Origin of the sequence: Aeromicrobium sp. CFBP 8757 (assembly GCF_014841755.1) — a bacterium.
In the GTDB taxonomy this organism is placed as follows: domain Bacteria; phylum Actinomycetota; class Actinomycetes; order Propionibacteriales; family Nocardioidaceae; genus Aeromicrobium.
In genome coordinates this window covers 498,233-515,007 of sequence record NZ_JACYUM010000001.1, presented here as the reverse complement: position 1 = coordinate 515,007, position 16,775 = coordinate 498,233, and the positions used below count along the sequence as shown (strand labels likewise).

The following is a 16,775-nucleotide window of genomic DNA, read 5'->3' as shown; positions in this document are numbered from 1 at the left end:
AGATAGATTGCCTTCCATGGAAGATATTTCCCGCTCGTGGCGGGACCCGCTCATCACCGTCGTCGCGCCGATCGCCTGGGGCACGACGTACACCGTCACGGCGGAGATGCTGCCTCCCGACCGCCCGCTGTTCTGCGCCGTCGTCCGCGCGCTCCCGGTCGGGCTGACGATCCTGGTGCTGCGCCGCACGCTCCCCCGCGGCTCGTGGTGGTGGCGATCGCTGGTGCTCGGCACCTGCACGATGGGGCTCTTCTTCGCGCTGCTGTTCGTCGCCGCCTACCGTCTGCCGGGCGGGCTGGCCGCGACCGTGACCGCGATGTCGCCGCTCGCCGTCATGGCGCTCGCCGCCCTCCTCATCGGCGAGCGCGCGACGGTCGGGGGCGTCGTCGGCGGCGTGACGGGCACCGTCGGCGTCGCGCTGCTGGTGCTCCGCGCCGACGCGTCGATCGACGCCGTCGGCCTGCTCGCGGCCCTCGGGGCGGTCGCCTCCGCCGCGCTCGGCTTCGTGCTGCTGAAGAAGTGGGACCGGCCCACCGACCTGCTGACGATGACGGGGTGGCAGCTCACCGCGGCGGGGCTCGTCCTGCTGCCGGTCGCGGCCGTCGTCGAGGGGCCTCCCCCGGCGCTCGACGGCCGCGACGTGGCGGGCTTCCTGTGGCTCGGCGTCGTCGGCACGGGCCTGGCCTACGCGTGCTGGTTCCACGGGCTCACCCGCATGACGGCCGGCAGCACGGCCCTGATCGGCCTGGTCAACCCCGTCGTCGGGACGCTGCTGGGCGTCGTCGTGGCGCACGAGGCGTTCGGCACCGCCCAGGCGGCCGGCGTGGCGCTGGTGCTCGGCGGCGTGGTGGCGGGCCAGCCCGCCGCGCTGTCCGCGGTGCGTCGCCTCGGGCCCTCGCGTCTGTCGCAGCGCGCGCCTACCGTGGAGGCATGTCCCACGGCATCGTCCCGCCCTACCTGCTGAGGCACCTGTCCGAGCTCGACCGCGACGACCTGCGCGCGGCCACCGACGCCGCCCACCGCGCACTGCTCGCACCCGGCCCGCCCCGCACGAGCCGTCGCTCCGCCGTCCCGGCCGGGCCGGACGTCCCCGTGGCGCCCACCGCCCCCGAGCGGACCATCAGCGACGCCGCCGGCGCCGAGACGCTGCCCGGCGACGTCGTGCGCCGCGAGGGTGACGAGCCCACCGGCGACGTCGCCGCCGACGAGGCGTACGAGGGCCTGGGCGCGACGTACGCGCTGCTCGCCGAGGTCTTCGGACGTGCCTCGATCGACGGCGCCGGCCTCCCCCTGCTCGCCACGGTTCACTACGGCCGGCAGTACGACAACGCCTTCTGGGACGGCGGCCGCATGGTGTTCGGCGACGGCGACGGGCAGGTGTTCGGCCGCTTCACGGCGTCGCTGTCGGTCATCGGGCACGAGCTCGCCCACGGAGTCACGCAGTGCACCGCCGACCTCGTCTACGAGGGCCAGTCGGGCGCGCTCAACGAGTCGATCTCGGACGTGTTCGGCGCGCTGGTCGAGCAGCACTCCCGGGGGCAGTCGGCGGCGCAGGCCAGCTGGCTGATCGGCGAGGGCCTGTTCACCGACCAGGTCGAGGGCAGCGCGCTGCGCTCGATGAAGGCACCGGGCACCGCGTACGACGACGACGTCCTGGGCAAGGACCCGCAGCCCGCGACGATGGCCGACTACGTCGACACGACCGACGACAACGGCGGGGTGCACCTCAACTCGGGCATCCCCAACCGCGCGTTCCACCTCGTCGCCACGGCGCTGGGCGGCAACGCGTGGGACGCGGCCGGCCCCATCTGGTACGACACGATCACCGGCGGCCTGTCGCCGAGGGCGACGTTCGACGAGTTCGCGGCCGCGACGGCCGCGGCCGCGGCGACCCGCTTCGGCGCCGACTCACGCGAGCACCGGGCCGTTCGCGAGGCGTGGTCGACGGTGGGCCTGCCGATCGGCGAGACTGGCACCGACGGCACGGGCGCCGCCCGCCCACGCGACAACCGCTGAGGGCCGTCGGTCAGGAGCCATCGGTGGACGAGCTGCCCTTCGTCATCACGGTCGCCCGGACGGGCGGCTTCGCCGGCCTGCGCCGCGAGTGGTCGATCGAGGTGTCCGCACCCCACGAGGCCGAGCACTGGCGACCCATCGTCGAGGCCTGCCCCTGGGACACGACCACCGCCTCGGGCGCCGCGCCCGACGGATTCGTCTACGACCTGCGCGTCGCCGGCCACGAGGCGGTCGTCGCCGAGCGCGAGCTCGAGGGGCCGTGGCGACAGCTCGTCGACGAGGTCAGACGATCGGCCGAGGCCTGAGGCCGAGGCTCAGAGACGCTCGACGAGCGCGTTGATGCGGGGGCAGCTGGGCTCGACCCGCTCGCCGACCCAGATGCTGACGGTGCGGCGGTCGTCGATCTCGTCGGGGATCCACTCCTCGACCCACGCGGCCACGGCACGGGCCGCGGCGACACCGTCGCCCTGCGGCGAGCGCTCGACGCGGTGGACCGTCACGCGCAGCGGCGCCGCGAGCAGCGGCAGCTCGTCGTCGACGCCGGCCTCGATCAGCACCTGTCCGTAGGCGTCGGCCGGCAACCACGCGAGGGCCGCGACGATGCCGGGCAGATCGGCGACGTCGCCGGCCAGGAGCACGTGCTCGGTCGGCATGCGGCGGCGGTGGGATCTCACCCGCTCAGAGTAGAGGTATGCCTAACCTCACTTCAAGCGGGGGTGACGCACGCCACGCGGCCGGCGGACGCACGAGCCCCCGCCCCGTCGCAGTGACGGGGCGGGGGCTGCGCGGACGGATCAGGAGGCGATGTGCGCCTGGAGGAACCAGCGGTCCTTCGTCAGGCCCCGCTCGATCTCGATCGCGACGTCCTGGCTGCTGAGGTCGATGTCGTCCAGGCCCGTGACGGCCGCGCGGACCGTGACCAGGGCGGCGTCGATCTGGCGGACGGCGGCGGCCGCGGTGTCCTGCCACGACTGGAAGCCGTCGGCGAGGACAGGCAGCGTCGACTGGGCGGCGACGGTCTGCAGGCGGGCGTCGACCGGCAGGCCGAGGGCCACGATGCGCTCGGCGGCGGTGTCGGCGTAGTCCTGCGCGTGCTCGACGACCAGGTCGAGGGTCTCGTGGACGCCGACGAAGCTGCCGCCGCGGACGTGCCAGTGCGCCTGCTTGCCGTTGACGACGAGGGCCTCGAGGTCGCGGACGACGGGGCTCAGGAACTGCGCGACACCGGCGGCGATCTCGGAGGTCGTGGCGAGGTCGGACGGGGCCTGCGTGTGAAGTGAGGTCATGACTCCACCCTGCCCACTTCTCCTTGCGGTTTCAACGAAGAGCAGGCTGACCTAAGGGTTGCGAGGGGAGGCTTGCCTGTCTCGCGCGCCCCGGCTCACGACAGCGCGCAGAAGGCCTCGACCTTGGTGGTCGGCCCCGACACGATCAGCTCGTCGCCGTCGAAGACCTGCGTCGTGGCCTGCGCGTAGGTGAAGTCGCTGCCGCGCGACTTGATCGCCACGATCGTGACGCCGTAGTCGGCCCGCAGCTTGGCCTCCTGCAGCGTCTTGCCGCACGCGCGGGAGGGCGACCGGGTGCGCGCGATCGCGAAGCCCTCGTCGAACTCGATGAAGTCGGTCATGGTGCCGGTGACCATGTGCGCGACCCGCTTGCCCATCTGCGACTCGGGCCGGATGACGTGCGTCGCGCCGACGCGCTCGAGGATCGCGGCGTGCTTGCCGCTGATGGCCTTGGCCCAGACCTCCTTGACGCCGAGGTCGAGCAGCCCGAGGACGGTCAGGACGCTGGCCTCGATGTCGGTGCCGATGCCGACAACAGCGACCTGGAACTGCTCGGCGCCGATCTGGCGCAGCGCCTCGGTGTCGGTCGTGTCGGCGGCGACGACGTGCGTGAAGTCGCTGGCGTACTTCTGCACGATGTCGGCGCGCTCGTCGACGGCCAGCACGTCGTGGCCCAGCTGCACGAGGGAGCGGGCGACGGCCGTGCCGAATCGACCGAGCCCGAGCACGATGACCGGGGCGGTCGGAGAGGTGTTGCGGTCCTTAGCCAATGATCGGTTGCTCCTCGGGAAGTTGGTACCGCGGCATCCTACGTCGCAGGACCAGTGCCCCCGCCGCGGCGATCGTGCCGACGCGTCCGAGGAACATCAGCACGATGATGACGCACTGGGCGTCCACCGGCAGATCGGGAGTGATGCCGGTGCTCAACCCGACGGTCGCGAAGGCCGACGTGCACTCGAACAGCACCTCGTCGAACGCGAAGTCGGTCATGAGCATGACGAGGAACGTCGTCACCGTCACGAGCATCACGGCGAGCAGGGCGATCGTGACGGCGGTGCGGACGACCCGGGGGCCGACGCGGCGGGCGCCGATCGTGATGTCGGGGTCTCCGCGCAGCTCGGCCCAGATGACGTAGGCGAGCAGCAGGAACGTCGTGATCTTGATGCCGCCGGCCGTGCTGGCGCTGCCGCCGCCGATGAACATCAAGATGATGCCGATGTTGAGCGTCTCGGGCCGCACCTGGCCCCAGTCGAAGCTGTTGAGGCCACCCGACCGCGGCATGATGCCGCCCTCGACGCCGGTCACGACCTTGTGCCACACGCCCTGCCCGCCGAGCGTGGCCGGGTTGCTCCACTCCAGCGCCAGGAACACGACCGCGCCGAAGACCAGCAGCCCGATCGAGCCCCAGACCGTCAGGCGGGTGTGGATCGTCCACCGCGCGGGCGTGCGCCACCCGCTGAACAGCTCGGCGAGCACCGGGAAGCCGATCGCGCCGAAGAACACCGCGAGCGCGATCGGGATGATGATCAGCCCGTCGCCCGCGTAGCCCACGAGGCTGTCGCGGTTGAGCGAGAAGCCGGCGTTGTTGAACGCCATGACGGCGTCGAACACGCCGTGCCACAGCGCCGTCGGCAGGTCGTCGAAGTAGGCACCGCGGTAGCGGGCCGTCAGCGCGACCGCCGTGACGGCCTGGAAGAACACCATCGTCAGGGCGACGCGCTTGAACAGCGGGCGCACCTCGCCGATGTTGACGACGTGCATGTCGGCCTGGGCCACGAGCCGCGTGCGCAGCCCCAGCCGCCCGCCGATGAACAGCCCGAGGACCGTCGCGAGCGCGACGATGCCGAGACCGCCGATCTCGACGAGCACCAGGATGATGCCCTGCCCCGCCGGCGACCAGTACGTCGACGTGTCGACCGTCGCGAGCCCCGTGACCGTGACGGCGGACGTCGACGTGAAGAACGCCGGCATGAAACCGGGCGAGGACTGGCCCGACCGCGCGAACGGCAGCAGCAGGAGCAGGGTGCCGACGAGGATCAGCGCGAAGAACGTCAGGGGGAGCAGACGCACCGGGTGGGCGATCGAGGCCGGCAGCGAGAGCCTCCGAGGGCGGAGCACGGCACGACGTTACCCCAGGATCGGGCCGCCCCCCTCGTGATAATTTCGTCGATATGCCCTCTCCCGTGAACGCCGCCCGCGCGGCCGCCTCCCGACTGGGCAGATCCCAGGAGCTCCCCGCCCTCGCGGCGACCGTCGGAGGACTCCTGCTGGCGGTCCTCTGCGCCGTCGCGGGCCTCGAGATCGCAGCGCTCCTGCTGCTGCTCGTGTCCGTCGTCGGCGAGGCCTTCTTCGAGCGGCGCCCGGCGGCGGCGGGCATCCTGCTGCGTCACGCGTCGGTCGGCGTCCCGATGCGCTTCGCCCTGCGGCTCGTCGTCGCGCTGGTCGCGACCGAGCACGCCGACTCGGTGGGCGCGTGGCGCGCGCTGGCCGCCGTCGGCGTCGCCGAGGTCGTGGTGCTGTGCGCCCGCGCCCTGCACGTCACGTACCGCGAGATCGGCCCGCTCAAGCCGATGCGCACCCGCAACGTCCCGGGCGACACGCGCATCCACGACGCTCCCCCGGCCCGTGTCGTCGAGGTCGTCGTGAGCCAGCTGCTGGTGCTGGTGCCGACGCTGGTCGGCGCGCCGTGGTGGCTCGTGGTCGCGCTGGCGGCCGTCGGCATCGCCGTGCTGGTCGCGGCGTCGGTTCCCGACATGCGGGCGTCGTGGCGCATGCGCCAGCAGAAGCGGGCCACGGGCTTCACCGGACCGCTGCGCCAGGTGCAGGACTTCCTCGACGACTACCGGCCCGAGGTCGTCGTGCACCTCAGCGGTCCCGACACCGCCGCCTACCAGATCAACACGTGGCTCGAGGCGCTCGAGTCGCTCGACCGCCGGGTCTTCATCGTCCTGCGCGACCCGCCGCTGTTCGGCCGCATGGCGTCGACGTCGATCCCCGCGCTCGAGCTGCGCGATCCCGGCGAGCTCCTGATGCTCGACTTCCGGGCCGCGCGGATCGCGCTGTACCCCGCCAACACCGGCAACAACATCCACCTGCTGCGGCTGCCGACGCTCATGAGCGCGTTCATCGGCCACGGCGACAGCGACAAGAGCGCCTCGAACAACCCGTTCTCGCGCGCGTACGACGAGCTGTGGGTCGCGGGCGAGGCCGGTGCCGACCGCTACCGCCGCTCGGGGCTGGGCATCCACGAGGGCCAGTACCGCTACGTCGGACGTCCGCAGGTGCACGCGATCTCGCGCGAGCCGGCTCTCGGCGCCGAGGACGTGCCGACCGTGCTGTACGCACCCACGTGGGAGGGCGTCAACCTCGACCAGGAGTACTCGTCGGTCTCGGCCGTCGGCGTGCGCGTCGTCGAGGCGCTGCTGGCGGCCCAGCCGCCCGTGCGCGTCGTGTTCAAGGCACACCCGTTCACGGGCCAGCGCGACGCCAAGTACCGCTTCGTCCTGGCCCGCATCGCGGGCCTGATCGACGACGCGGCGGCCCGCACCGGGATCGACCACCGCGTCGTCAAGGGCGGCTCGATCAACGAGTGGTTCAACCGCGCCACGGCGCTCGTGACCGACATCTCGAGCGTCGTCAGCGACTTCCTCGCCAGCGAGAAGCCGTACGCGGTCTTCAACCACACCGATCTCGACGACGCCGCGTTCCGCGAGGAGTTCCCGTCGACCGGCGCCGGAACGACGATCGGGCGCGACGGCCGCGGCATCGCCGAGTTCATCGACGTCGTGACGCGCGTGAGCCCCGACCTGCACGCCGAGCGGCGGGCGTCGCTGGCGGCGTACCTGCTGGGCCCGCCGGAGCACCGTTCGCTCGAGTCGTTCCAGGCCGCGATCGACGCCATGATCGCCCGGTCGGAGGCCGACCGGGCCGCCTACCGCGACGGGACGCCCACCAGCGAGATCCCCCCGACCGACGCCAGCGACCTCCTCTGACCGGGCCGACCCGACCATGGGCCGAGCGAGCGCAGCGAGCGACGGCACGCGCCCGGGCGAAGCCCGGCAGTCGCGAGGAACGAGCGGCTGGGGCGCCGAGGGACGAGGCGCGCGCGATAAGGTGATCCGGTGACTTCGGCTACCGGGAACATCGTCATCGCGATCGTGACGTACAACCGGTCGACGTTCCTGCGCGAGCTGCTGGCCAGCGCCGCCGCGATGCGCACGCAGCCCTTCCGCATCGTCGTGGTCGACAACGCCAGCACCGACGACACGCAGGACGTCGTCACCGCCGCGGCCGCAGACTTCCCCGACGGCGTCCTGGTCAACCACCGCCTCGCGACCAACACCGGCGGGTCCGGCGGCTTCAGCGAGGGCACCCGGGTCGCGCTCGAGCTCGGCGCCGACTGGGTGTGGCTGATGGACGACGACGTCGAGATCCTGCCCGACGCGATCGAGCAGTTCGCGCCGTGGATGCAGCGCTTCCGAGTCATCCACGGCCGCCGGTACGACTTCGACGGCTCGCCGTTCTACTGGCAGGCCAAGTTCAACGAGTTCCTCGGCGTGCCCCTGCCCTACAGCGGCAAGCAGTTCGGCCGCGACGGCTACGCGATCACCAACTCCGGGACGTTCGAGGGCATGCTCATCCACGCCGACGTCGTGCGGAGGATCGGCCTCCCCGATCCGCGGTTCTTCATCTCGTGGGACGACGCCGCCTACGCGTGGCTCGCCGCCCAGCACACCGACGTCGTGTACGTCGATGCCTTCGTGCTCAAGCGCAAGCGCGAGCAGAAGCAGGTCAACCTCGGCATCCGTCACCTCAACGACGGCAGCCCGCTGTTCCGCTTCCACGTCATCCGCAACCGTGCCTACGTCGGCCGGTACTTCGCCGAGTACGGCAAGCTCAACCGGTTCGGCTTCGGGCTGGGCACGGCGCTGACCCTGGCCAAGGAGGTCTTCCGCCTCGTGGTCGTGCAGCACACGCTCAAGGGTCTGGGCGACCTCGCCCGCGGGTTCCGCGCCAACCGGGCCCTGTGGCGCGACGACACGTGGCGCCCGATGGATCCTGCCGACGTGCCCGCCCCCCTGCCCCCCGCGGGCGGACGTCCGTGAGCGCCGACCTGCTGGTCGTCGGCTCGGGCTTCTTCGGGCTGACGGTCGCCGAGCGCTGCGCGACCGAGCTGGGCCTGACGGTGCAGGTCATCGACCGTCGGCCGCACATCGGCGGCAACGCGTACTCCGAGGCCGACCCCGAGACCGGCATCGAGGTGCACCGCTACGGCGCCCACCTGTTCCACACGTCCAACCGGCGCGTGTGGGAGTACGTCAACCGCTTCACCGACTTCACCCCGTACCAGCACCGCGTCTACACGACGTACCGCGGCGAGGTCTTCCCGATGCCGATCAACCTCGGCACGATCAACCAGTTCCAGCGCGCCGCCTACTCCCCCGACGAGGCGCGCGCCTGGGTCGCCGAGCAGGCCGCCCGGCTGACGCACGAGCCCACGAACCTCGAGGAGAAGGCGATCTCGCTGATCGGCGAGCCGCTCTACGAGGCGTTCATCAAGGGCTACACCGCCAAGCAGTGGCAGACCGACCCGCGCGAGCTGGGCGCCGACATCATCAGCCGGCTCCCGGTGCGCTACACGTACGACAACCGCTACTTCTCCGACACCTACGAGGGGCTCCCGGTCGACGGGTACACCGCGTGGATCGAGCGGATGGCCGACCACCCCAACATCACGGTGACCCTCGACACCGACTTCTTCGACGAGAGCCAGCCGTTCAACAAGACGGCGTGCGTGGGAGTGACCCCGGTCGTGTACACGGGCCCCGTCGACCGGTACTTCGACAGCGCCCACGGCGACCTGTCGTGGCGCACCCTCGACTTCGAGACCAAGGTCCTGCCGACCGGCGACCACCAGGGCACGACGGTCATGAACTACGCCGATCCCGAGGTCGGGCACACCCGCGTGCACGAGTTCCGCCACTTCCACCCCGAGCGCGACTACCCTGCCGACCGCACCGTGATCATGCGCGAGTTCAGCCGGTTCGCCGAAGCCGACGACGAGCCGTACTACCCCGTCAACACGCCGCAGGACCGCGAGCGGCTGCTGGCGTACCGCGAGCTCGCCGCGGCCGAGCCGGGCGTGCTGTTCGGCGGACGCCTCGGCACCTACCAGTACCTCGACATGCACATGGCGATCGGCTCGGCCCTCAGCATGGTCGACAACGTGCTGACGCCCCACTTCTCCGACGGCGCACCCCTCACCGGACCGCGCCGCGACGCCCATGGCGTCTGAGGCCCGTGTCGGGCTCGTCCACCGCCTGCGCATCTGGGCGATCGGGCGGCTGCGGCGGTCGCGCCTGCTGCCCGCCGGGATGCCCGACAAGCTGACCGACGAGTCGCGCCTCGGGCGGCGCTTCGACCAGCAGGTCATGCTGTACTTCCCGACGACCCTCGACAGCCTCTACCAGCTGCGCCCCTGGTTCCACGCCCTCGCGGCGCTCGACGCGACGCACCCCGTCGTGTGCGTCTTCAAGGACTCGCGCACGGCCCGTGTCGTGCGCGACGAGACGGGTCTCGACTGCGTCACGCTGGCGCGCTACGGCCAGCTCGACGAGATCCTGTCGCTGTCGGACGTCAAGCTCGCGCTGTACGTCAACCACGACCCGGTCAACTTCGAGAGCCTGCGGTTCACGTCGCTGGTGCACGTCTACCTGGGTCACGGCGACAGCGACAAGGGGGTCTCGGTCTCGAACCAGGTCAAGGCGTACGACCTGTGCTTCCTGGCCGGGCGGGCCGCGCTCGAGCGCACCGCCTCGGCCGTCATGCTCTACGACGCGGCGGCCCGCAGCGTGCTGATCGGTCAGCCGCAGCTCGACGCCGCCCCCGTCGTCGTGCCCGCGCCCGACCCGTCGCGCCCCACCGTGCTGTACGCCCCCACGTGGGAGGCCTCCCAGCCGTCGGTCTCGTACGGCTCGCTCGAGACTCACGGCGTCGACCTCGTGCGCGCGCTGTCGGGCCGCTACCGCGTCGTGTACCGGCCCCACCCGCTCAACGGCGTCATCCGCGCCTCGTACGCCGCGGCCGACGCCGCGGTGCGCGAGCTCGCCGACCGCGTCGACACCGACGTGCCGATCGAGCAGTCGTTCGCCGACGCCGACCTGCTCGTCACCGACGTCTCGGCCGTGACGCTCAGCTGGCTGCCGACCGGCCGGCCGCTGCTCGTCACGACGCCGACCGTCCCGTATCCCCCCAGCGCCCTGATGGACGCCGTGCCACAGCTCGCCCCCGGCGACGCCTTCGCGGACGTCGTCGCGACCCACCTGGCGTCCGATCCCGCGCGGGCGGCCCGGGCCGCGCTCGTCGAGCGCTACCTCGGCGACCCGAGCCCCGGCGTCGCCACCGCGCGCTTCATCGCGGCGTGCGGCGACGCGATGCAGCTGCGCGACCGCGAGTGGGCGGCCCGTCGCGCGGCCGGCGCCACCGGCCCCTGATGGCGACGCAGCGCACCCCGCGGCCGGCCACCCGGTCGCGGTCGCAGGCCCGACCGCCCTCGCGCAGCGGGAGCGGACGTGGCGGTGGCGGCACGCGCAACCGCCGGGGCCGTCAGGGCCGACGGGGCCGGTCGACCCTGCCGGCGTACCTGCTGGGCGTCGTCGGCGCCATGGTCGTGGTGCGGCTGCTGTACCTCGGCGAGCCCGCGGGGCGCGACGAGGCGGGCTTCCTCATCGTGGGTGCCGGCTGGGACCACGGCACGTCGCTCTACGGCTCGTACTGGGTCGACCGTCCGCCGCTGCTGATCTGGGTCATGGAGCTCGCCGGCACCGTCACGACGCTACGCCTGTGGGGGCTGGCGGCCTCGGTGCTGACGGTGCTGGGCGTCGCGCGCGCCGCCCACGTCGCGGGAGGCGAGCAGGCCGCCCGCTGGGCCGCCGGCGCCGCCGCGCTGTTCGGTGCCGCCCACTGGTTCGGAGTCCCCCGCACCAACGGGGAGATGCTGGCGGGCGCGTGCGTCGCCTGGGGATTCGCCCTGTCGGCACAGGCCCTCGTGCGGCCCAGCGGCCGCACGTGGCTGTGGGCCGGCTCGGCGGGCGTGCTCGGCGCGGGAGCCGTGCTGATCAAGCAGACCATCGTCGACGGTCTGGTGTTCTCGATCGTGCTGGCGCTGCTGGTCGGCTGGAACCGCAAGCAGCGGTCGACCGCGGTCACCGCGATCGTGTCGGTCGTGATCGGCTTCGTGCTGGCGATCGCGGCCGGCCTCGCGGCGGCGAACGCGCGGGGCACGTCGCCCGGCGAGCTGTTCGACGCGCTCGTCACGTTCCGCGCCGACGCCGGCGAGGTCATCCGCACCTCGGCGTCCGACGCGACGGCCGAGCGCCTCGCCGTGCTGGTCGTCACGTGGGTCGTCAGCGGGCTGGCGCTGGTGGCGGTGCTGACGACCGTGAACGCGCTGCGGCGTCGCGATCCCGTCCTGCAGGCGACATGGGTCGTCATCGTCGTCGTGACGGCGTCGGCGCTGCTGGGCGGCAGCTACTGGAGCCACTACCTGCTGCAGCTCGTGCCGGCCTCGGCGCTCGCGGTCGGCCTGGTCGCGGGCCGCGTGCGACCGCGCACCCGCACCGTCGCGGCCGCCGTGGTCGTGGCGCTGACGGCCGGCAACCTGGTGTGGTCGGTCGTCAGGCCGCCCGCCGACGGCGTCGACGCGCGCACCGTCGGCACCTGGCTCAAGGCGTCCGGCGCGGCCGACGACACCGCAGTCGTGGCCTACGGGCAGCCCAACGTGCTCGCCGCGGCGCACATGGCCAGCCCCTACCCGTACCTCTGGAGCCTGCCGGTGCGCACGCTCGATCCCGACCTGGCCCAGATGTCGGCCGTCATGGCCGGTCCCGAGCGTCCCGTGTGGTTCGTCGACTGGTCGGGCATCGACTCGTGGGGCGTCGACCCCGCGGCGCTCGAGCGCGTGCTGGCGATGCGCTACCGCAAGGTCGCCGACGTCTGCGGCCGGACGATCTGGCTCGACCGCTCGCGTCCCCGCCCGCTCGCGACCCCCGGCAGCTGCTCGTGACCACGACGACCGAGCGCGCTGCGACGACCCCGTGGCGCTGGCGGGCACCCGCGCTCGCGGTGTTCGCGGTGCTGTTCGCAACCGGCGTCGTGCTGATCGGCGTGCCGACCGATCCGTTCCAGCTGTTCTTCTGGCTGTGGCTCGCGACGATCGCCTTCAACGTCCGCGCCCCGTGGCGGGCCCACCTGGCGTTCCCGCGCGACTGGTGGCCGGCGTTCGCCCTGCTCGTGCTGTACCTCTACAGCCGCGGGCTGTCCGACGAGATCGTCGCGATGCCGGTGCACTGGACGATGCCGATCCGCGTCGACGAGTGGCTCGGCGGGGGCGAGCTGCCCACGGCCCGCCTGCAGGACGCCCTGTGCGCGTCGCCGTGCAGCGGCACCAGCCCGCCGCGCTGGTACGACGAGGTGCTGACGACGGTGTACTTCACGCACTTCGTGGCCGGCCTGACACTCGCCGTCGTGATGTGGCTGCGCGACCGCGCGACGTGGCTGCCGTGGATGCGGCGCTACGTCGTCATCAACTTCGCGGCGCTGGTGATCTACGTGCTCTACCCCATGGCGCCGCCGTGGCTGGCGTCGAAGGAGGGCTACGTCGACCGTCCGCTCCCCCGCCTGACGGGGCGCGGCTGGGACGACCTGGGCCTCGGCGGGTTCCACGTCGCGCTCGCGAAGGTCGGCAACCCCGTCGCCGCGATGCCCTCGCTGCACGCCGGACTGGCGATGCTGATCGCGCTGTACGGCATCTGGCGGCTGCGCGGCGCCTGGCGCTGGCTCCTGCTGGTCTACCCCCTGCTGATGGCCACGGCGCTGGTCTACTACGCCGAGCACTACGTCGTCGACGTCCTGGCCGGCTGGGCCCTGGCCGCGGCCGTCATGACGGGGTGCGGCTGGTGGGAGCGCCGTCGTCGGCAGCCCGCCGACGACCCGGCGCCCTCGGCTCCCCCGGCCTGACGGCCCAGCGGCGACGGTGCTCCCAGAACCCCGCCAGCAGGAAGGCCCGGTGCAGACCTGCCGCACGGTCGCGCGGCGGGACGAACGACAGCCGCTCCAGCACCGCGGCCCGCGTGCGCCGCACGGGTGAGCGCGAGCGACGCGGCAGCGGTGGCAGCTCGCCGCGGCTGCGGCGGTCGAGCAGCTCCTCGACCGCCGCGACCCAGGTGTTCTCGGCCGGGTCGTGCAGGTAGTTGTCGTCGAGCCACTCCGGTGCCGGGTGCCGGAAGTCCGCGGCCACCAGGCGGCTGGTCGAGCCGAGCAGGCCGCTGCCCACCAGCACGGTGTTGATCTGCCGGTGCCCGACGCCGAAGTCGTCGATCGCGAGGCACGGCACCCCCTGCGCCACGGCCTCGAGCAGCGCCGTCGAGCTGATCGTCGCGAGGCCCACGGCCCGCCGCAGGTGCCGGCCCATCGCACCGCCCTCGACCGTCAGGTTGGGCGGCAGACGCGTCCCCGCCTCGGCGAGACCGACCAGCAGGTCCTCGTACGGGAACTGCTCGACGTGCGTCTGCGGCTCGCCGTCGCGGGCGCGCACCTTGACCACGACCGTCAGGTGCGGGTGCGCCCACGCCGTCTCGACGAGGCGCTCGAGCATCCACAGCCGGTCACGCCGCGAGGCCGGCACCATGGCCTGGGCCGCGAACACGATGCGGTCGCGCACGACGGCGGGACCATCGGGCTCGATCGCCGGACCGCCGCGGCCGACCAGGTACGGGATCGTCGTCAGCTCGAAGCGGTGGTGGTGGTCGACCGCCGCGAACTCGCGCAGCTCACGACGGCTCTGCAGCACGAAGACGTCGGCGCACCGCCGGTACCGCAGCCCCGGCGTCAGCACCGGGATGGAGATGCCGGCCAGCCCCGACACGACGACGGGGCGACCGCCGGTCTCGGCCAGCAGCGCACCGAGCGACTCGACGGCCATGCCCCGCGCCGCCGCGACGACGACGTCGGGGTGCCACGTCGTCAGCAGGTCGATCAGCCCGGCGCGGTCGGCGCGCTCGACGTCCGGTGCGACGAAGCGCGTGCCGGCCAGCGCCTCGACGACCTGCCGGGCACTGGGCTCGGCGTTGCCCCGCAGCACCACGAGCCGCACGGACCAGTCGTCCGGCACCTGCCCGGCCAGCGCCGCCCCCCACTTGACGTAGGAGTCGGAGTCGGTGACGAACAGCGCCCGCGGCGGTGGGGAGGCCGATGCCGCCCCGCATGCCGTCGACGTCGCGGGGACGTCCTGCGTCACACCACGGCCGCGGCGACGTCGACGCGGCGCAGGCGCTTGAGCTGGGCGTGCTCGCCCGGCATGACGCGCTTGACCCCGTCGCCCAGCGCCTTCTCGACGACGCGGATGTCGCGGACGAGGTCCATGAACGCGTGCGGCTCGAGGCTCGCGGCCTGGTCGGAGCCCCACATCGCGCGGTCGAGCGTGATGTGGCGCTCGACCGCCGTCGCGCCGAGCGCCACGGCGGCGACCGAGATCTGCTGGCCGCGCTCGTGACCCGAGTAGCCCACCGGCACGCGGTAGCGGGCCGACAGCACGGGGATCATGTGCAGGTTGGCCTCCTCCGGCGGGAGCGGGTAGGTCGACGTCGCGTGCAGCATGACGAGGCCGTCGGTGCCGAGGATCTCGACCGCGGTGTCGATCTGCTGGATCGTGCTCATGCCGGTCGACAGGATCACGGGCTTGCCGGTCTCGGCGAGCGCGCGCAGCAGGGGCAGGTCGGTGACCGACGCGGAGGCGACCTTGTGGGTCGACACGCCCATCTCCTCGAGGAACTCGACCGACGGCACGTCCCACGGCGACGCGAACCAGTCGACGCCCTGGGCGAGGGCGTGCGCGGCGATCTCGCCGTACTGCTCGCGCTCGAACTCGACCCGGTAGCGGTACTCGAGGTAGCTCATCTCGCCCCACGGCGTCTCGCGGCGGGTCGCCTTCATGTCGGCGGGGGTCGAGATGTCGGGCGTGCGCTTCTGGAACTTGACCGCCTGCGCCCCGGCCAGTGCCGCGACGTCGATGAGCTTCTTGGCCACCGCCACGTCACCGTTGTGGTTGATGCCGATCTCGCCGATCACGTACGTCGGACGGCCGTGGCCGACGATCTCGTCGCCGATCTGGACCCATTCAGTCATGGTCGTTGCCCTTCTGTCGGGGTGACGAGGTCGTCGGACGACCTCGCCTCGTGTCCGGCGAGCACGCGGTCTGCGAGCTCCCGGACTGCTCCGTCGCCACCGTGGCGGCGGAGCACGATGGGGGACGCCGCGCGGACGTCGCGGTGGGCGTCGGCGACGACGACGGGCCAGCCGACGGCGCGCAGGCAGGTCAGGTCGTTGACGTCGTTGCCGAGGAAGGCGACGTCGGCCAGGTCGACGCCGATCCCGTCGGCCCAGTCGGTGAGGGCGCGCAGCTTGTCGTCGCAGCCCGTCACGGCGTCGACGCCGAGCTTGGCGGCCCGCGCGCGGACGACGGGATTGGTCTCGGACGACAGGATCAGGAACGGGATCCCGGCACGCCGCAGCCGGGCCACGCCCATGCCGTCGGAGCGGTTGACCTCGACCGACTCGACGCCGTCCTGGTCGACCGTGACGCGGTCGGCGGTGTGCACGCCGTCGAAGTCGGTCACGACGGCCCGCGCGCGGATCGGCGACGGAAGCGGGTTCAGCACCGTCTCGCGCCGCGAGTGGAGCAGCTCGGCGAGGGCCAGGTCGTGCTCGGTGTCGATCTCGAGCGCCTCGGCCGGGTCGACCTCGACGATCCGCAGCCGTCCGAAGAAGCGGTGCCCGTGCTCGCGGAAGCCGCGGGTGCGCATGACGTAGAACGCGCCGGTCTCGGCGTGCTCGGGCTCGCGGTCCTGACGACGCTGGCGGACCGCCGCGTCGTGGTTGACGCCCTCCGGGCCGTGCGCGCCGTGGCGCCACAGGTGGACGTCGGAGCGCACCGCGCTGAAGGCCACGTCGCACTCCCCCGAGCGCACGAGGGCGACGGCCCGGTCGACGTCCGATGCGCGGATGAAGGGGCTCGTGGCCTGGACGAACACCGTCACGTCCGGCACGACACCGTGCGAGGCCAGGTGGGCGAGGGCGTGCTCGAGCGCCGACTCCGACGACGCCTCGTCACCCGCCAGCCCCGTGGGACGTTCGACGACGCGTGCGCCGGCGCGGCTCGCGACGGCCGCGATCTCGGGATCGTCGGTCGAGACGAACACCGCGCCGATCGTCGAGCTGGCGCGCAGGGTGCGCACCGCCCGGGCCACGAGCGGTTCGCCGCCCAGCAGGCGCAGGTTCTTGCGCGGGACGCCCTTGGAGCCGCCGCGGGCCGGGATCACGGCGCAGACGCCGCCGGTCGAGGCCCGGGGTGCCGCGGACCGGTCGGTCACGAGGTCGTGGCTCATCGGTCACCTCCTGGCGGTGCGTGCGGGTGGG

The 16,775-nt window shown here is 72.7% G+C and carries 16 protein-coding genes; 9 read left to right on the top strand and 7 right to left on the bottom strand.

All coding sequences use genetic code 11. From position 1 onward, the window contains the following. Positions 1-16: 16 nt before the first annotated feature. From IFT73_RS02520 to IFT73_RS02510, 3 genes are read left to right on the top strand one after another with little or no spacing between them, the layout of a single operon-like run. The gene (locus tag IFT73_RS02520; RefSeq protein ID WP_192166241.1) at positions 17-964 is read left to right on the top strand and encodes an EamA family transporter; all 948 of its coding nucleotides are present in this window, start codon (positions 17-19) and stop codon (positions 962-964) included. Then, entirely contained in the window at positions 931-2,016 is a 1,086-nt protein-coding gene (locus tag IFT73_RS02515) for a M4 family metallopeptidase (protein WP_192166240.1), read from the top strand. The genes IFT73_RS02520 and IFT73_RS02515 overlap by 34 nt, the downstream gene beginning before the upstream one ends. A 23-nt stretch (positions 2,017-2,039) precedes the next feature. After that, entirely contained in the window at positions 2,040-2,321 is a 282-nt protein-coding gene (locus IFT73_RS02510; RefSeq protein WP_192166239.1) for a protealysin inhibitor emfourin, read from the top strand. A gap of 9 nt (positions 2,322-2,330) precedes the next feature. Here IFT73_RS02510 and IFT73_RS02505 read toward each other — a convergent pair whose 3' ends face one another. The 4 genes from IFT73_RS02505 to IFT73_RS02490 form a co-directional block, all read right to left on the bottom strand. Beyond that, positions 2,331-2,690: an SIP domain-containing protein gene (locus IFT73_RS02505; protein ID WP_157432512.1), complete on the bottom strand. Its 360-nt coding sequence runs from the start codon at positions 2,688-2,690 to the stop codon at positions 2,331-2,333. 120 nt (positions 2,691-2,810) lie between these two features. Next, entirely contained in the window at positions 2,811-3,302 is a 492-nt protein-coding gene (locus IFT73_RS02500) for a Dps family protein (protein ID WP_192166238.1), read from the bottom strand. 95 nt (positions 3,303-3,397) lie between these two features. After that, positions 3,398-4,072: a TrkA family potassium uptake protein gene (locus tag IFT73_RS02495; RefSeq protein WP_056607334.1), complete on the bottom strand. Its 675-nt coding sequence runs from the start codon at positions 4,070-4,072 to the stop codon at positions 3,398-3,400. Continuing rightward, on the bottom strand, positions 4,065-5,420 hold the full coding sequence (locus IFT73_RS02490; protein WP_192166237.1) for a TrkH family potassium uptake protein: 1,356 nt from the start codon (positions 5,418-5,420) through the stop codon (positions 4,065-4,067). Before IFT73_RS02490 ends, IFT73_RS02495 begins: the two co-directional genes overlap by 8 nt. A gap of 53 nt (positions 5,421-5,473) precedes the next feature. Here IFT73_RS02490 and IFT73_RS02485 point away from each other — a divergent pair, with 53 nt between their 5' ends. The 6 genes from IFT73_RS02485 (at position 5,474) to IFT73_RS02460 (ending at position 13,319) form a co-directional block, all read left to right on the top strand. Continuing rightward, on the top strand, positions 5,474-7,294 hold the full coding sequence (locus IFT73_RS02485) for a CDP-glycerol glycerophosphotransferase family protein (RefSeq protein WP_192166236.1): 1,821 nt from the start codon (positions 5,474-5,476) through the stop codon (positions 7,292-7,294). Between the two features lie 129 nt (positions 7,295-7,423). After that, positions 7,424-8,407, top strand: a complete 984-nt coding sequence (locus IFT73_RS02480) for a glycosyltransferase (protein WP_192166235.1) — start codon at positions 7,424-7,426, stop codon at positions 8,405-8,407. Further along, positions 8,404-9,597 carry a UDP-galactopyranose mutase gene (gene glf, locus IFT73_RS02475; RefSeq protein WP_192166234.1) on the top strand — a complete coding sequence of 398 codons (1,194 nt, stop codon included), beginning with the start codon at positions 8,404-8,406 and terminating at the stop codon, positions 9,595-9,597. The genes IFT73_RS02480 and glf overlap by 4 nt, the downstream gene beginning before the upstream one ends. After that, the gene (locus IFT73_RS02470; RefSeq protein ID WP_192166233.1) at positions 9,587-10,795 is read left to right on the top strand and encodes a CDP-glycerol glycerophosphotransferase family protein; all 1,209 of its coding nucleotides are present in this window, start codon (positions 9,587-9,589) and stop codon (positions 10,793-10,795) included. Before glf ends, IFT73_RS02470 begins: the two co-directional genes overlap by 11 nt. Continuing rightward, positions 10,795-12,366 carry a hypothetical protein gene (locus IFT73_RS02465; protein ID WP_192166232.1) on the top strand — a complete coding sequence of 524 codons (1,572 nt, stop codon included), beginning with the start codon at positions 10,795-10,797 and terminating at the stop codon, positions 12,364-12,366. Before IFT73_RS02470 ends, IFT73_RS02465 begins: the two co-directional genes overlap by 1 nt. Then, positions 12,363-13,319, top strand: a complete 957-nt coding sequence (locus IFT73_RS02460; RefSeq protein ID WP_192166231.1) for a phosphatase PAP2 family protein — start codon at positions 12,363-12,365, stop codon at positions 13,317-13,319. The genes IFT73_RS02465 and IFT73_RS02460 overlap by 4 nt, the downstream gene beginning before the upstream one ends. Here IFT73_RS02460 and IFT73_RS02455 read toward each other — a convergent pair. Genes IFT73_RS02455 through IFT73_RS02445 form a run of 3 tightly spaced genes read right to left on the bottom strand, consistent with a single transcriptional unit; the run spans position 13,240 to position 16,744 of the window. After that, positions 13,240-14,598: a DUF6716 putative glycosyltransferase gene (locus tag IFT73_RS02455; protein ID WP_192166230.1), complete on the bottom strand. Its 1,359-nt coding sequence runs from the start codon at positions 14,596-14,598 to the stop codon at positions 13,240-13,242. The genes IFT73_RS02460 and IFT73_RS02455 overlap by 80 nt on opposite strands. Then, the gene (locus tag IFT73_RS02450) at positions 14,595-15,485 is read right to left on the bottom strand and encodes an N-acetylneuraminate synthase family protein (RefSeq protein ID WP_192166229.1); all 891 of its coding nucleotides are present in this window, start codon (positions 15,483-15,485) and stop codon (positions 14,595-14,597) included. The genes IFT73_RS02455 and IFT73_RS02450 overlap by 4 nt, the downstream gene beginning before the upstream one ends. Continuing rightward, positions 15,482-16,744: an acylneuraminate cytidylyltransferase gene (locus IFT73_RS02445; protein WP_192166228.1), complete on the bottom strand. Its 1,263-nt coding sequence runs from the start codon at positions 16,742-16,744 to the stop codon at positions 15,482-15,484. Before IFT73_RS02445 ends, IFT73_RS02450 begins: the two co-directional genes overlap by 4 nt. Positions 16,745-16,775: the final 31 nt, after the last annotated feature.

What these genes read in the sequence shown, in the direction of transcription:
- IFT73_RS02465 (WP_192166232.1), top strand. Translation starts at nt 10,795, where the DNA reads ATGGCGACGCAGCGCACCCCGCGGCCGGCCACCCGGTCGCGGTCGCAG.
- IFT73_RS02450 (WP_192166229.1), bottom strand. Translation starts at nt 15,485, where the DNA reads ATGACTGAATGGGTCCAGATCGGCGACGAGATCGTCGGCCACGGCCGT.
- IFT73_RS02470 (WP_192166233.1), top strand. Translation starts at nt 9,587, where the DNA reads ATGGCGTCTGAGGCCCGTGTCGGGCTCGTCCACCGCCTGCGCATCTGG.
- IFT73_RS02485 (WP_192166236.1), top strand. Translation starts at nt 5,474, where the DNA reads ATGCCCTCTCCCGTGAACGCCGCCCGCGCGGCCGCCTCCCGACTGGGC.
- IFT73_RS02500 (WP_192166238.1), bottom strand. Translation starts at nt 3,302, where the DNA reads ATGACCTCACTTCACACGCAGGCCCCGTCCGACCTCGCCACGACCTCC.
- IFT73_RS02445 (WP_192166228.1), bottom strand. Translation starts at nt 16,744, where the DNA reads ATGAGCCACGACCTCGTGACCGACCGGTCCGCGGCACCCCGGGCCTCG.
- IFT73_RS02515 (WP_192166240.1), top strand. Translation starts at nt 931, where the DNA reads ATGTCCCACGGCATCGTCCCGCCCTACCTGCTGAGGCACCTGTCCGAG.
- IFT73_RS02520 (WP_192166241.1), top strand. Translation starts at nt 17, where the DNA reads ATGGAAGATATTTCCCGCTCGTGGCGGGACCCGCTCATCACCGTCGTC.